The sequence below is a fragment of the Rufibacter roseus genome (assembly GCF_001647285.1).
Taxonomy (GTDB): Bacteria; Bacteroidota; Bacteroidia; order Cytophagales; family Hymenobacteraceae; genus Nibribacter; species Nibribacter roseus.
The window spans coordinates 64,926-80,876 of sequence record NZ_LRML01000017.1; the positions used below are offsets into that span (position 1 = coordinate 64,926).

Consider the following 15,951-nt stretch of genomic DNA (forward strand, 5'->3'; position numbering starts at 1 on the left):
TACTACCCACCACATGTTAACCGCACTCTTAATCTTATGGCCGGCTCTGGCGGCACTGCTGGTACTGTTGGTAAAAGGACAGGGCGCCAAGAAAGTTGCTTTTGGCGCTGCGCTGGTAGAGTTACTGCTGGGAATTTATGCTTGGGCCAATTTCAACCCCAACGTAGTAGAACCGCAATTTTTACTCAATGAACCTTGGGTGGCCTCGGCCGGTATTCTGTTTAAAGTAGGCATTGACGGCATTAGCTTGCTGCTGGTGCTGCTGACGGTGTTTTTGATTCCGCTTATCATTCTGGCCTCTTTCAAAAACAACTACGACAGACCTTCTTCTTTCTTCGCGCTTATCTTGTTCATGCAGACTGGCTTGATTGGCGTGTTTACCGCTCTTGATGCGTTCTTGTTCTACTTCTTCTGGGAAGTAGCTCTTATACCGGTTTATTTCATAGCCGCGATGTGGGGCGGTGAGAACCGCATTAAAGTAACGTTCAAGTTCTTCCTGTACACTGTCTTCGGTTCATTGTTTATGCTGGCCGCGTTTGTGTATCTGTACTTCCAGACGCCGGGCACGCACAGTTCTGAGGACCAGGCTTTCTATGCATTGGTATTGAGCGGCGATACCCAGAGCTGGTTGTTCTGGTTCCTGTTCATTGCCTTCGCCATTAAGATGCCGGTGTTCCCGTTCCATACCTGGCAACCAGATACCTATACCACCGCACCGGCCGCCGGTACCATGCTGTTGTCTGGTATTATGCTGAAAATGGGTATCTATGGTGCTTTGCGCTGGCTGTTGCCGGTTGTTCCGTTGGGCGTGAGCCAGTGGGCTACAGTGGCATTGGTGCTGGCCATTATAGGTATTATCTACGGTGCTATCATAGCCATTCGTCAGCAGGACATGAAACGGGTGGTGGCGTTTTCGTCTATCTCGCACGTGGGCTTAATTGCCGCTGGCTTGTTTACCCTGAACGAACAAGGTTTGCAAGGGGTCATGATTCAGATGCTGAGCCATGGTATCAACGTGGTGGGCTTGTTCTTTATCATTGACATTATTCAGCGCCGCATTGGCACCCGTGATATTGCAGCCATGGGCGGTATTACCCAGAATGCGCCATTCATGACGGTTTGCTTTATGATTCTGATGTTGGGAGCTGTTGCCCTTCCGTTGACAAACGGTTTTGTGGGTGAGTTCCTGCTGCTGTTCGGAGTGTTCCGCTACGAAGCCTGGATGGGAGCCGTAGCTGGTATCACCATTATTCTGGGTGCAGTCTATATGCTGCGCATGTTCCAGCGCGTAATGTTCGGGGTGAAAAATGAAATCACCCAAGGCTTTACTGACCTGACCGCCTCTGAAAAGGCCGTTCTGATTCCGTTGGTGGTGATGGTGTTTTGGATTGGTTTGCACCCTAACACCTTCCTGAGCCTTTCAGAGCCAGCCGTTTTACATTTGCTGGAAGTTATCAAACGCTAACCTGACGCTTTCTTAAACACAGGACCTGCTCATGACCTCAATTATTCTTCTCTCTATATTCGGAATTGTGAACCTGTTCTTAGGGTTCATGAAATCCAAAAGAGTGCTTTTGCCAATCGTAATGGTCTTTTTGGCCGTTGCCCTTGCCGCCGCTGTACGTGACTGGGGGCAGCTGAATACCTACTTCGGCAATTTCAATACCATGATGAACATGGACAATTTCGCGGTGGCTTTCTCATCCGTAATGATCTTGTCTGCCCTGTTCATCTTGCCTTTTTCCAGAAGCTATGCCGTTGGCGAGAACGCGAATTTGGCAGAATACTACTCTCTGTTGTTGTTCTCTCTGGTAGGTGGCATCATGATGGTGACCTATGAAAACCTGCTCATGCTGTTTTTAGGCATCGAGATTATGTCGGTGAGTATGTACATCTTGGCGGGATCTGACAAGCGCAACGTGCTTTCAAACGAGGCCTCTATGAAGTACTTCCTAATGGGAGCTTTCTTCACGGGCATCATCTTGTTTGGCATTGCCCTATTGTATGGTGCTACCGGTTCTTTCAGCTTACCAATTATTTCTGCGGCGGCTCAGGCTTTAGAACCTGGTACCGCTCCATTGTTACTGATGGGCTTATTGCTGGTGCTGGTTGGTATCACTTTCAAAGTAGGGGCTGCGCCTTTCCACTTCTGGACTCCAGACGTGTACGACGGTACGCCAACCATCTTCACCAGCTACATGTCTACTGTGGTGAAAACTGCTGGTATTGCCGCTTTCTACAAGTTGCTGTCGGCTGCTTTTGGAGGTGTGTATGAGCAGTGGTTCCCGACGGTGGTGGCCATAACGGTATTAACCTTAGTCATTGGCAATGTGGGTGCCGTAGCGCAAACCAGCTTTAAGCGGATGTTGGCTTATTCTAGTATCTCCCACGCCGGTTATCTTATGATTGCTCTGACTGCCTTCAACGAACGCTCAGAGAACGCTATTCTGTTTTATTCCCTGGCTTACGCCGTGGCTACCATTGCAGCGTTTGGGGTATTGAAATATGTGTCTGATGCCCGTGGTTCAAACGACTACGAAGCTTTCAGTGGCTTAGGCAGAACCAATCCGTTATTGGCGTTTGTGATGACGGTGGCCATGCTTTCTTTGGCGGGTATACCATTGACCGGAGGTTTCTTCGGCAAGCTGTTCTTATTCTCTGCCGCTCTTGAGCAAGACATGGTGTGGCTGATTGTGGTAGCGGTTCTGATGTCGGCGGTGGGTATCTATTACTACTTCCGCGTGATCATTGCCATGTACCTGCGCGATGCCGTGGCCGAGCGTGTACCGGTTGATTCTTTAGGTACTTTCACACTGATTTCATTAGTAGTGTTAACGGTAATAATGGGTGTATTGCCAGGCTTGTTCAGCGGCTTGCTCTAGTTGTAACTTCTTTACCAGATAAAACAGAAGAGGCGCCAAACGGCGCCTCTTCTGTTTTAGGTCTGTTTTCTGAAAAAGAAGCTGAAAACAGAAAATTAGGATGAAGATTGACTACGTGTAATTCTCCCCTTGAGGGGAGACAAAGAGGGGTGTTTACACAGGAGAACAGGCATTGCTTCTCCTGCTTTAGGTTATTTCAGTAAGCATTGATAAGACAAAAACAACTTATATTGTTGGGAAAGCCATGACCAGCAGGGGTAAACACCCCTCTTCGCTCCCCTCAAGGGGAGAATCGGTTGTTATCACATGTCTATAGCTAGCTACTAACGTTAATCCGTTTTCGGCCAGTTTTGAGGAAATTAGGCCAAAAACAGAGATTGTAGAGATTACTTTTCTTGCCCATAATAAAGCAGCCAAAGCTCTTCCATAGGCACCGCTCTTCGGCTTATTTTGTTGATGTCTTTGCCTTCGGTAGTGAAAAGGTAGGGAATGAAATGAAAGCCTTGGTCTCCTTCAATCTGCTGCACCTCAGGCCGCCAGTTATCCCAGCGCAGACCTTCGTAGAATCCTTCTAGGTTACCCGAGAAGCAGAACTGCAGAAATTCAGAGTATCCTAAGCCCGAAGATTCCCATTGCAGATTGTCGGGTGAGAAGTAAAAGACGGTGCCTATTTCTTCGGCACTGAGGCCTCCTGCGTTAATGGCGAAGAAGCCACCTAAAACATCATCAGCTATCAACAGAAAGGACGGTTGCTCGCCCTCCTGCAAGAAAGATTTCCCTTTGTTCCAAGCCATGAGGCTGCGGGGCAGGCGGGAAGAGCCAGAGCCCATGATTCTAATCCAGCCATCGTCTACCAGAATTCCACCCGTTTCATACACTATGGCACCCATAGGAGAGCGGGTGGTTACCTGGGCCTGTAACAAGGCGGCTTCAGCTTGATTCTGGTCCTTAGGCAGAACTTCTACCTTGTTCTTAGCATCCTTCATCCACTCCTGCACCAAAGCCCAGCCTGGTTCTTGTGTGTTAATCAACTCTGCCAAAGAACGTGCTTTCATAGTTTGACCATTCACCTGAAACATCATAAAGAAGAAAAGCAGGAGCAGCAGATTTCTCATAGCAAAGGGAGCTTTAACCAAGGGAAGATACAGATTTGACTGTTTCAGACCTACTTTTTGAGAAAAAGCCCCAAAACGCAAGTTGGGATAATAGTTACTCCTTCACAATTTCATGTGGTACCCCAATTCTGCAGTGCCGCTTGTTCAAAAGACCTAGCAGTGTCTTTCGGACCTGCTAGTGTCTGTGCCAGTTGCCGCAGCTATTCAAACACTCCTACTGAGATGTTCGCCAATCGGGAGATTGGCTTTCCACTAGTGCGTAGAGCGCTGACGCTAACTCTACCCACAACAAGTGCTGATGCACGTTTCCAACCTGTTTTCTGAAAAGCAGCCCCCAAACGCAAAACGGGTGAGGTCGTAAGGCCTCACCCGTTTTATCGAACAACGAATAACTAATAACGAACAACGAATAAAGAATAACTACGCCTTCAGGCGCACATCAATCTGCAGTTCGTCCAGTTGCTTCTGGTCTATAGGCGAAGGAGCGTCAATCATCACATCACGGCCCGAGTTATTTTTCGGGAAGGCGATATAGTCACGGATAGAATCAGCCCCACCAAATAAAGAGCATAGACGGTCAAATCCGAACGCAATTCCACCGTGCGGAGGCGCACCATACTCAAAGGCATCCAGTAAGAAGCCGAACTGCGCCTGTGCTTCTTCGGGCGAGAAGCCCAATAGATCAAACATGCGAGACTGCACACCGCGGTCATGGATACGGATAGATCCTCCGCCTACTTCCACACCATTAATTACCATGTCATAGGCATTGGCGCGCACGGCTCCAGGGTTGGTGTCAATCAGTTCCATGTCCTCAGGCTTAGGCGAGGTGAACGGGTGGTGCATAGCGTGGTAGCGACCGCTTTCCTCGTCCCACTCCAATAGCGGGAAGTCCAGCACCCAAAGGGTAGAGAACGTGTCTTTGTCTCTTAGGCCAAGGCGAGTGCCCATCTCCAGTCTAAGCTCGTTCAAGGCTTTTCTTGTTTTATCAGTACCACCAGCCAATACAAGAAGCAAGTCTCCAGGTTTGGCGTCAAAGGCATGGGCCCATTGCTGTAAATTTTCTGGTGAGTAGAATTTGTCTACGCTCGATTTCACGCTGCCGTCTTCCTGCACGCGGGCGTATACCAAACCAGTTGCGCCTACCTGCGGACGCTTCACGAAGTCAGTGAGTTCATCTAGTTGCTTACGGGTGAAGTGGGCGCTGCCGCTGGCGTTAATGCCCACTACCAGTTCAGCATCATCAAACACTTTAAAGCCTTTGTTCTTTACTAGGTCATTCAGCTCCACAAACTGCATTCCGAAGCGGGTGTCTGGTTTGTCTGAACCATAAAGGCGCATGGCATCGGCGTATTCCATGCGCGGGAAATCAGGCAGTTCAATGCCTTTTACGGTGCGGAACAGGTGCTTCACCAGGCCTTCAAAGGTATTCAGAATATCTTCCTGTGTCACGAAGGAAAGCTCGCAGTCAATCTGGGTAAACTCCGGCTGACGGTCGGCGCGCAGGTCTTCGTCCCGGAAGCATTTCACAATCTGGAAATACTTGTCAAAGCCAGACACCATCAAGAGCTGCTTGAACGTCTGCGGAGACTGTGGCAAGGCATAAAACTCGCCGGGGTTCATGCGGCTCGGCACCACAAAGTCGCGGGCACCCTCGGGGGTAGATTTAATCAACACCGGCGTCTCTACCTCAATAAAGCCTTGGCCGTCCAGATAAGAACGGGTTTGCTGCGCCATGCGGTGACGCAGCTCCAGGCTCTTGCGGACCGGCGAGCGGCGCAAATCCAGGTAGCGGTATTTCATGCGCAGGTCATCGCCGCCGTCGGTCTCGTCCTCAATCAGGAACGGAGGCAACTTGGCAGGGTTCAATACCTCCAGCGCGGTTACTTTTATTTCAATGTCGCCGGTGGCGATTTTATCGTTCTTCGACTCGCGCTCAATTACGGTGCCGGTGGCCTTTATCACGAACTCGCGGCCCAGGGTGCGGGCGGTCTCCAGCACCTTAGCTTCGGTCACGCCCTCTTCCAGGCTCAGCTGCGTGATGCCATAGCGGTCCCGGAGGTCAATCCAAAGCATGCCGCCTTTGTCGCGTGATTTCTGTACCCAACCGGTCAGGGTCACTTCCTGACCAACATTCTCGAGGCGCAATTCGCCGCAGGTGTGTGAACGAAGCATTGTATCTGTTCTTTAAAAACTAAGCCGCAAAGGTACTAATTGTTTGCTTAGTTGGTGAAATGCGTTTCGGGGCTGTTTTTTATAAAACAGGCCCAAAACAGGTAACAGTTTGAAAATAAATTAAATAATACTTGCTTTGAATATAGAAGAAAGCTATGTTTAAGCCTATACCCATATATCTACTCCAATATTAGTAGCTCCTCCGTTGCCACCCTTTGGCAAAAATATGCTCAACGGTCCTTATGGTTGAGAATTTAATTATCAATTAGAATTAGCCCTGCTGGCCTTGCGCCACGAATGGGAGTATATTCTTGAATTATATACACTTAAATATGAATATCTATGAAAATTCCATTCTCCATTTTGGTATTGGCGTATCTGCTGATAAGTAACAAAGCTTTTGCGTAAGATACCTTGTCTGTTGCCCCAAAACAGCTGCCGCAGGTTATCTTGGCAAAGCTAGACCATGAAGTTTCTCTTAGCGCCGAACAAGAAGATAAAGTGCTTGCCCTGCTGCAAGAGAGGTCAGAGAAATTCAGCCAGATACAGAAGAACGCTGGTGCTAAAAAACTTGCCAAGGCAGATTTCAGGCAAGTCAACGAGCAGGCCTTTAGTAAGTTGCAGTCGGTTCTGTCTCCAGAACAGTTTGCTAAGGTGAAAGTTCTCCGCCAGGAAAGCCAACGGCAGAAGGCGGCCTATAAAGAGGAAGATATCTACAAGACCCTCCAAGACATAGAGCTGGACTTTTAACTCTAGGCTCTATCAGCTATTTGTCTCCTTTTGGGGAAATTGCACCAAGCTCTTTGAATTATTCTATACCTCATATATTTTATTCATCCTTAAATCCCCTACTTTATGAAAAGAATCTATTATTTACTGATAATGCTCCTTGCGGTGTCTTTCACGGCCTGCGAAGAAGACGAAGACTCCCCAACCCAAACAGGAAGCGGTACCATGGTGGCCAAGGTAAACGGTAAGCCATGGCGGCACAACGGCGGCGGCGGGGTCATGGGCGGCGGGGCAGTGCATGTAGCCTATAACCCGGCAACCGGTTTTTTTACTATTGGTGGAATTCGTGATGACGATGAAGGCAGGAGTTCAATAGACTTAAGAATTGTAAGTGTTAAGCAGACGGGAGAATATGTGCTGAGAGATGAGGCTAATGGCACTTATGGGAGCTTACGTGTCAACAAAGAAAGGATCGGCCCCAAATACTACTTCACCGCTGCTGCCAGCCCTGGCAGGGTTACCATCACCAAATTGGACGGCGCTAACAAGATCATCTCCGGCACCTTCTCCTTCCGGGCGCAGACGGAACCTGATGAGAATGGCGGAGCAGAGACCGTAGAGGTGACAGAGGGCTGGTTTGACGTGAAGTATAGGTAAAAGCAGAAAGCTTTTATAAAAATCTTTACCCCCATACTTCCTCAACTTTAAAGTTGAGGCGAATCTATCCCGCATAATTATTTAGCAAATAAACTTTATTCTATGAAAAATCAAATACCCTTTTTCAAAGGGCTGGCAGCGCTTTGCGTTTTGCTAACCTTTCTGGTTCCCAGCCTACGGGCCCAAACTACGGTTACAATCAGCCCAGGAGCCAACTGGACGGACGTGATGCTCTATACCTAAACACGGTTAACTACTCCACCTACGCATACCTCAACGCCCACGCCTGGACCCACTCCTTGGGCAACAGTTATATGAGAACGCTATTTAAGTTCAACCTTGAAAGCATACCTGTGGGGGCAACCATACAAAGTGCTACGCTTCACCTCTACAGCGATCCAAATTCTTATGGCGTGTTGTCAAACCAACAGATAAGCGGCTCCAACGCCGTGTACTTTGAGAAAGTGACTGCTAATTGGACTGAGAGCACGGTAATCTGGAACAACCAGCCCGCCACCACCACCGCAGGCAGAATCTGGCAGGGCCCGTCTACTTCCACCACCGAGAACATACAGGTAAACCTCAGCTCTTTTGTGCAGGAGTGGGTGAACAACCCCTCCGCCAACTACGGCCTAATGATGAAGCTGGAGAACGAGCAGTACTACCGCGCCCGCAACTACGCCAGCGAAGACCATACCAACGCGGCCATAAGGCCAAAGCTGGTTATTACATATAGTACGCCCTTTGCCTCTACCGCTCCCATTGGCTCTTACCACAGAATGGCCGACAGCCTTTTGCACCACCTGGACAAAAGCGGCGTAACTACCGGCATCTTATATGACCGGGTAATGCCGCTGGCCGGGCTGCACACTTTCAATGAGTTCCAGCCCGATACCAGCGCCAGACCCCATTTTCTGCAAGGTTACAGAGAAATGTTCAGAGCCGCATATGACACCACCAGCTGGCTACGACCTGAAGAAGTGAGAGATGCCGCCGCCGGGGTGAAAGAACAGAATAAAGTACCTATTGCCCTGGGTAATTTCCAGTTTAACGTAATAGACACCCTTGCTCTTGATTTAGGTCTCATACAGGAGATAGACAGCATGTACTATGACGTGCCTAACCGGCCCCGGCACCCTTTCCTGACCAAGTCTGTTTTTCTGGCCAGCCCTTTGGCAGACAGCACCGCTGGCCTTACGGTCACCTATGATTTCTCGTCTGCCCTCACTTTTAATAAATCTGATAAGACCATTACCTCCCTACAGGTAGACTTTGGCAATGGGGCGGGGCTGGTGCCGGTGGGCCTTACGGGCACCGCCACCATTACCTACGCCAGCCCTGGTTGGAAGATACTTAAGTTTGTGGCTGGCTTCAGCAACGGGCCTAGCACCACCACCTTTGCGGTGCTTAAAGTAAGGCCTGATCCAGTCCCTTCGCCTCTGGGGTTGTGTGAATCAAATGTAACATCCATCTGGAGCGCTTTGCCATTTCAGGGGTATCAAAATGAGGCTATGCCCACCACCGGAAAAGGGGAGTTAAAAGTATTCTATGGGGCAGGTACTTGTGACAACAAAATAAGAAAACCCATTATTGTGGTAGACGGATTTGATGCACTGGACAAAGAAGATGCCGATGATATTTATGATGAACGCCTAAATAAAGAAGATGCAAATGGGAGAAAGTTTGCAGAGACATTAAGAAACCAGGGGTTTGACATCATCATCCTGAATTTCCCTACCTATACCCATCCGGCTACAGGTGAAATAAGATACGGCGGGGGCGACTACATTGAGCGTAATGCCAGAATATTGATGCATTTGATTGATACAGTTAATACAGCCAAGGAAGGAAATGAAGATTTGATAATCATTGGGCCCAGCATGGGCGGCTTAATAAGCCAGTATGCTTTGGCTTATATGGAGCAGCATTATATGACCCACAACACAAAACTGTGGGTGTCTTTTGATTCTCCGCATAAAGGGGCTAATGTGCCGTTGGGAGATCAGATTTTCCTTGATTTCTTTGCAAAAGAAGCTGGTAGTGATGCTGCGGAGGAGGCTCGCGACAAGAGAATAAACTCACCTGCCGCCAAGCAGATGCTCAGATATCATTACTTGCCTAATACTTATACAGATTATTTTCAAAGGTTCTATAATAGCTTAAACTTATTAGGGTTTCCGAACGGGGATATTGGAGAAGAGGAAGATTTCAGGAAAATAGCCTTAGTCAACGGAAGTTTGGGTGGTATAGAGGTCAACGCCCCTTGCCAGAAAGGTTTTACTTTGGATGTGCGCCAAGTTACAAAAGTTAACTTGATACTATTTAAGATACATTGGAAAACAGTAACAATTGGTTCGGCGCGCATGTACTTTTCTCCGAGTTATGGCAATTCTTGTACTGTGTTTGAGGGAAGCCTTTGGGGTAACAGTAGGACAACTGTCATGCATTCGCTCCCAGGGTCTTCCGGTTATGATGTAGCACCGGGTGGAACATATAACACTCAGCAGCAAATAGTAGATGAAACTAGAAGGGATAATTCTGGTATCCAAGGGCCTTTTTGGCCTTTCAGGTTTGAACCTGATTTCTATTCTTTAGTTCCAACCCACAGCTTCATCAACACAAAAAGTGCTTTGGCTTTTTCCGGCTCCAATATTAATCTTTCCGAAAATATAAGCACACGAAATTTAACTTGTACCGGCGAGACACCTTTTGACAGCTACTTCGGGCAAGTGAGTGAAAACACGGAACACGTGGCCATTTGGCCAGAGGCAGGTGACTGGTTGGCCAGTTGGATAATGGGTGCAGAGCAGCCTTCTAGTGTGGTAAATACACTTTATAATATTACAGGTGCAGATGATCTTTGCACTAACCAACAAGCAACTTATACCATTAGTAATTCCAGTAATGCCACGGTAGTATGGGGTGCTTTGCCTGCTGGTGTATCTTTTGTGTCCTCTTCCGGCAACTCTATCACTGTGCAAGTGGCTTCTTCCGCCACATTTCCATTGATCTTAAAGGCGGAGGTTACCGTTAACGGTTGCACCTACTATACCACAAAGACCATCAATCTTACCGAACCACCCGCGTTTCAGATGTTCGGGATGAGCCAGGACGGGGTGTGCGGTGACTCTGAGTACACCATATCGGCCCCTTTAGACCCCACCTGGACGTATGATTGGCAAGTACTAAGTGGCGGGTACATCTCTGGAGACAACGTAAACTCCGTAACTGTGCAGACGGATCCTTACTACGGCTACCCCGCAATTTTCAAGGTGAGGGTTTTGGTCACCAACGCATGTGGCGGAGAGAAGTTAGTGGAGCAGGAGGTCATGATCAATGATTGCAACGAGTGGATGATGGCTTACCCCAACCCAACTGAAGAGGAGTTCACCGTTTCCGTTGAGCCAGGCGGCACGGAGACGGCCACCATTGATCTCTACAACAGCCAGGGCAGGAAAGTGCGCAGCCTCCAGGCCGTGAATGGCCAAGCTAAAGTAAAGGTAAACGTGAGGGACCTGCCAAGGGGCAATTACTTCCTGCACGTAATCCAGAATGGCAAGTCCAGACAGCAGCAGGTCATCATAGGCAGGTGATGTTACTCTTACAAAAACATTCTAAATAGGTTGTGCAGCCCCAGAGCGGTTTTTCGTTCTGGGGCTGTTTTCTGAAAAAGAGGCCGAAAATGAAAAGCTTTCCTGTCGCTCAAGTTGCTGTTCGCTCAAAGTACGAAAGTGTTCGGATTTGTGACGTTTGGTGTTCGAAAGTGAACAATAATTGCACAGGTTGTGGTGTAAAATGTTGATAGATAATGTATTGCAAATATTGGCATAACGATTGTCTACGGTAACAGTCTCCAGTTCAGGAGTGAAAGAATTTTGACTGTAAATCAATTGCGCCTATTTGCCTACCTATTCCGCTATGAATCTATCTAAACTCATTTCAGTTCTTACTTTTCTGTTGCTCTTTTCTATAGGAGCTTCTTACGCCCAGCAACCAGCCCGCTATGACTTGAAAGGCGTGGTGAAGGGCGCCAAAGGTGAGCCGCTGCTGGCTGCCAATCTCCAGCTGGTTAAAAATGCTGACCAGACGCTCGTGAAGGTGGAGGTGTCCGGAGAAGACGGTTCATTTCTCTTCAGCGGCATTCCGGCCGGAGAATACAAGCTCATGGCCACCCACTATGACTACGCCACCTACACATCGGCACCCATCACTTTGAACAGTAATTTGAACCTGGGTGATGTGGTATTGCCGGAGCGGGCGGTGGCTTTACAGGAAGTGAAGATTGAGGCGCAGAAGCCGTTTGTGGAGCAGCATTTCGACAAAACCGTGCTGAACGTGGAGAACAGCATTACCGCCGCCGGAAGCACGGTCCTGGAGGTGCTAGAGAAAGCACCGGGCCTGGCCGTGGACCAGAACGATAACATCAGCATGCGCGGAAAAACCGGCGTTATGGTCATGATCAACGGCAAACGTCAACCTATGTCAGGTTCAGAGCTGGCTACCCTGCTGCGGAGCCTCAATGCCAATGACGTGGCTACCATAGACCTGATTACGAACCCATCGGCGAAGTATGACGCCGCCGGAAACGCCGGAATCATTGACATCAGGTTGAAGAAAGACAGCAGGCAGGGCACCAACGGCAGTATTTCTACTTCAGTGGGGCACGGCGAGTTGCCCAAAATCAACCAAGGGCTGCAGCTAAACCATAGGGCCAGGAACCTGAACGTATTTGGGTCTTATAACTACGTGCACCGCAAAGACTTTAATAAGCTAGACCTTTACCGCGAATTTTTTACCCAGAATGAGGCAAGAACGCTGCAAGGCATCAACAACCAGCAGAACTACTTTCAGCACCAAGTCAACAGCCATAACGGACGCTTGGGCTTCGACCTGAACCTGTCGCCCAAAACCATTATAGGCGTAGTGGGCAACGGCATCTTCACCGACATCAACCGCAATTCTGAAAACCAGTCTATGTTTTATGACGGGCAGCGGGCGTATGACCAAACCACTACCACCAACTCCCAGAACGGCACCAACCGCAACACGCAGTCGGTGAACTTCAACGTGAAGCACACCATTGACAGCACCGGCAGAGAAATAACCGCTGATGTGGACTATGCCGCGTTCCAGTCTGGTGACCTCCAGAATTTCCGGACGCAGTACCTTGACGCAGACCCTGCCCGCCCCGATTTTCTGCTCCACGGCGACCTGAACGGGAGATTGACCATAAAGTCAGCGAAGATAGATTACGCGCAGCCGCTCAGAGCCATTGAAGCCAATCTGGAAGCCGGATTGAAAAGCAGTTTGGTGAACGCCAACAACCGTCTACATTTCTATGACCGCTCTAACGGGGGCAACGTGTTTGACACCAACCGGAGCAACCATTTCCTCTATGAGGAGAACATAAATGCTGCTTACGTGAACATGAACAAGAAATGGCAGCAGGTAAGCCTGCAACTGGGCTTGCGCGTAGAAAACACCATTGCCAAAGGAGAACAGGTGGCCGAGTATGCCCAAGTGAACGGGGAACGTTCGTTTAGCCGCAACTATACCCAACTGTTCCCGAGTGCGTTTGTTGGATACACCCTGAACCAAACCCATGATGTGGGGCTATCTTTGAGCCGCCGCATTGACCGGCCTACCTATAACCAGCTGAACCCGTTTGTGTACTTTATAGACCTCAGTACCAAGTCATCGGGCAACCCGTTCCTGCTGCCCCAAATGACCTACTCGTTTGAGTTCACCCACACGTTTAAGCAGAAGTACATCACCAAGCTGAGCTACAGCCGCACCTCTGATGTCATAATCTCCGTCTTATCACCGGAGCCAAATTCAAATCAAGAGCAGATTCCAGTGGTCATTCAGCAAGACCGCAACCTGGCACAGTTTCATTACTACGGCGCTAATTTCTCGGTACCGGTACAGGTGGCGAGGTGGTTCACCAGCACCAACAACGTTGAAATGTATTACGGTTTGTACCAAGGCAATCTGGCCAATACCAATCTTCGGAACGGCCGACCTACGTTCAGCATCAACTCTAATAACGCCTTTAAACTGGGGAATGACTGGAGTGCCGAGGTCATAGGCATTTACCGCGCCCGCGAGATTTATGGTTTCTTAGACGTGCAGCCGGTTCGGTTCCTGACGCTGGGCGTGCAGAAGCAGTTCCTAGACAAGAAAGCCAATCTGAAACTAAGCGTGGCCGATATCTTCTACTCAAACAAAATACGCGCCACCACCGCCCTCACCGGCTACTCAGAACGCTTTTACCAACGCCGAGACACCCGCGTGGCCACCCTCAGCTTCACCTACCGCTTCGGCGGCAAAGAAGTAGCCCCCAGCAGAAGACGCACCGGCGGCGCTGAGGAGGAGAAACGCAGAGCTGGGTAATTTTGAGAGAAGTGAAGTTTATTTTGACAGCAGCCCCGAAATGCGAAAGCGTTTTGGGGCTGTTTTTTGGAAGGTAGGCTGAAAACAGCCCTTGTTGATAAATTCAACTATTATGCAACATGCTCATTTATAATTAATTGCTTTCGGTTAGAAAATGTCTAACTTGTCATTAAGGCCAAACTATTCAATACCATGAAAAAGCTGTTCTGCTCTCTGCTACCTGTTATATTGTTCTTTCTTACAGCTTGTGAGAAGGAGGAGGAGCTGCCGGAACCTACGCAGACCGGGGCTGGTATCATGGCTGCCAGAATCAACGGAAAGCCTTGGCAGCATAACAGTGCCGGTGGAACCTTGGGGGGAGGGAGTATTCAGGTAAATTATTACACAAACGGGTATCTTCACATATTTGGGCAGCGGCAAGATGATTATTATGACAATAATATAACCCTAAGCTTATCCAAAGTTACCCATACAGGAGAATACACTCTTGAGGAAAAAGTAACCAACAGCTATGGCACGCTAAATGATTACACGAGCAACTCCAGAAGTTATCAAACCACAGCAAGCACTACCGGCACGGTCACCATTACCAAGCTAGACACCCATAGTAAGATCATCTCCGGCACCTTTTCCTTCAGGGCGCAGAACAGGTATGACCCCGCGGAATTCGTGGAGGTGACCGAGGGAAGATTTGACGTGAGGTATGAATAAGTGATAAATTAAAACAAAGCCCCGAAGCGCACCCACGTTTCGGGGCTTTGTTTTGAAAAGCAGGGCTAAAACGCTCTAGTAAAAATTACTGGCACCTCTCGCATCTTCTGTAATTTTTACTAACTTCCTCCTACTAATTCCTTAGAAATCAATCTGTCACCTTCACTACCGAACCCAAACAACCATGGAACTCGTCATTCAGAATCTCTCTAAAACGTACCCCAACGGCGTGCAGGCGCTCAAGAACGTGAACCTCACTATTCCTACCGGCATGTTCGGGCTGCTGGGACCTAACGGGGCGGGCAAGTCGTCGCTCATGCGCACCATTGCCACCTTGCAGGAAGCCGACAGCGGCAGCATCAGGTTAGGAGATTTGGATGTGTTCAAGGAGAAAGATGAGATGCGCCGGGTGCTGGGGTATTTGCCGCAGGAGTTCGGCGTGTACCCTAAAGTAAGTGCCGAGGAACTGCTGGACCATTTTGCGGTGCTCAAAGGCATACACAACAGCAAAGAGCGCAAAGAAACCGTGGCAGCGCTGCTGCAGCAAACCAACCTATACGAAGTGCGCAAGAAGAATTTAGGTGGTTACTCGGGTGGTATGAAACAACGCTTCGGCATTGCGCAGGCGTTGCTGGGTAATCCTAAAATCATTATCGTAGACGAACCAACTGCCGGACTTGATCCCGCCGAGCGGAACCGTTTCCATAACCTCTTGAGCGAGATTGGCGAGAACATCATCGTCATACTTTCTACCCACATTGTGGACGATGTGAGCGATTTGTGCCGCAACATGGCCATCATCAACAAAGGGGAAGTGCTGTTGACCGGTGAGCCGCTGCAGGCCATTGACGAAATGCAGGGCCAGATTTGGCGCAAATTCATCAAGAAAGAAGAGCTGGCGCAGCACCAGGCTGAGCACACGGTGATCTCATCACGGTTGTATGCCGGTAAAACCATTATTCATGTGTACGCCCAAGACCGGCCTGATATAGCGTTTGAGCAAGTGCAGCCAGACCTGGAAGACGTGTACTTTGCCACCATCAGCGGAGCCACCAAAAAGCCGCAGAGAACTCAGGCAGAGCCAGAAGTAATGGCGTAGGCTGTTTAAACCGATGTTTTCTCAAGCTCGTCTGTAACATTTGCTTTTCCTATTTCTGCACATTCTTCTGGCGCAAGCGTCCGCTTGTGTCCACTGGGTAAATCAGAAATTAGTGCGGACACAAGCGGACGCTTGCGCCAAGTAAAGAAGACAGGTTCTTGCTAGGATTTCTTGTAGCACAATGATCAAC

General features: G+C 49.0%; 10 protein-coding genes. 8 read left to right on the forward strand and 2 right to left on the reverse strand.

Annotated features, from left to right (window positions below; all coding sequences use genetic code 11):
- Positions 1-13 precede the first annotated feature (13 nt).
- Together A8O23_RS18795 and A8O23_RS18800 are read left to right on the forward strand one after the other, a co-directional pair.
- Positions 14-1,465 carry a complex I subunit 4 family protein gene (locus A8O23_RS18795; RefSeq protein WP_066624836.1) on the forward strand — a complete coding sequence of 484 codons (1,452 nt, stop codon included), beginning with the start codon at positions 14-16 and terminating at the stop codon, positions 1,463-1,465.
- 31 nt (positions 1,466-1,496) lie between these two features.
- The gene (locus A8O23_RS18800) at positions 1,497-2,882 is read left to right on the forward strand and encodes an NADH-quinone oxidoreductase subunit N (protein ID WP_066624845.1); all 1,386 of its coding nucleotides are present in this window, start codon (positions 1,497-1,499) and stop codon (positions 2,880-2,882) included.
- A 386-nt stretch (positions 2,883-3,268) separates the two neighbouring features.
- Here the strand turns inward: A8O23_RS18800 and A8O23_RS18805 are convergent, their stop codons facing one another.
- Together A8O23_RS18805 and aspS are read right to left on the reverse strand one after the other, a co-directional pair.
- Positions 3,269-3,997 carry a DUF2625 domain-containing protein gene (locus A8O23_RS18805; RefSeq protein WP_082883163.1) on the reverse strand — a complete coding sequence of 243 codons (729 nt, stop codon included), beginning with the start codon at positions 3,995-3,997 and terminating at the stop codon, positions 3,269-3,271.
- Positions 3,998-4,417: 420 nt separating this feature from the next.
- On the reverse strand, positions 4,418-6,172 hold the full coding sequence (gene aspS / locus A8O23_RS18810; RefSeq protein ID WP_066624848.1) for an aspartate--tRNA ligase: 1,755 nt from the start codon (positions 6,170-6,172) through the stop codon (positions 4,418-4,420).
- 450 nt (positions 6,173-6,622) lie between these two features.
- Between aspS and A8O23_RS18815 the strand changes: the two genes are divergently transcribed.
- The 6 genes from A8O23_RS18815 to A8O23_RS18840 all read left to right on the forward strand — a co-directional run bounded on the left by A8O23_RS18815 (position 6,623) and on the right by A8O23_RS18840 (position 15,761).
- Complete coding sequence (locus A8O23_RS18815; protein ID WP_153042285.1) at positions 6,623-6,922, forward strand: hypothetical protein; 300 nt, start codon at positions 6,623-6,625, stop codon at positions 6,920-6,922.
- Between the two features lie 105 nt (positions 6,923-7,027).
- Positions 7,028-7,558, forward strand: coding sequence for a DUF6252 family protein (locus A8O23_RS18820; protein WP_066624855.1), 531 nt, complete (start codon positions 7,028-7,030; stop codon positions 7,556-7,558).
- 143 nt (positions 7,559-7,701) lie between these two features.
- The gene (locus tag A8O23_RS18825) at positions 7,702-11,151 is read left to right on the forward strand and encodes a DNRLRE domain-containing protein (protein WP_066624857.1); all 3,450 of its coding nucleotides are present in this window, start codon (positions 7,702-7,704) and stop codon (positions 11,149-11,151) included.
- A 325-nt stretch (positions 11,152-11,476) separates the two neighbouring features.
- Entirely contained in the window at positions 11,477-13,951 is a 2,475-nt protein-coding gene (locus tag A8O23_RS18830) for an outer membrane beta-barrel protein (RefSeq protein ID WP_066624860.1), read from the forward strand.
- A 192-nt stretch (positions 13,952-14,143) separates the two neighbouring features.
- On the forward strand, positions 14,144-14,662 hold the full coding sequence (locus tag A8O23_RS18835; RefSeq protein ID WP_066624862.1) for a DUF6252 family protein: 519 nt from the start codon (positions 14,144-14,146) through the stop codon (positions 14,660-14,662).
- Between the two features lie 184 nt (positions 14,663-14,846).
- Complete coding sequence (locus A8O23_RS18840) at positions 14,847-15,761, forward strand: ABC transporter ATP-binding protein (protein WP_066624864.1); 915 nt, start codon at positions 14,847-14,849, stop codon at positions 15,759-15,761.
- Positions 15,762-15,951: the final 190 nt, after the last annotated feature.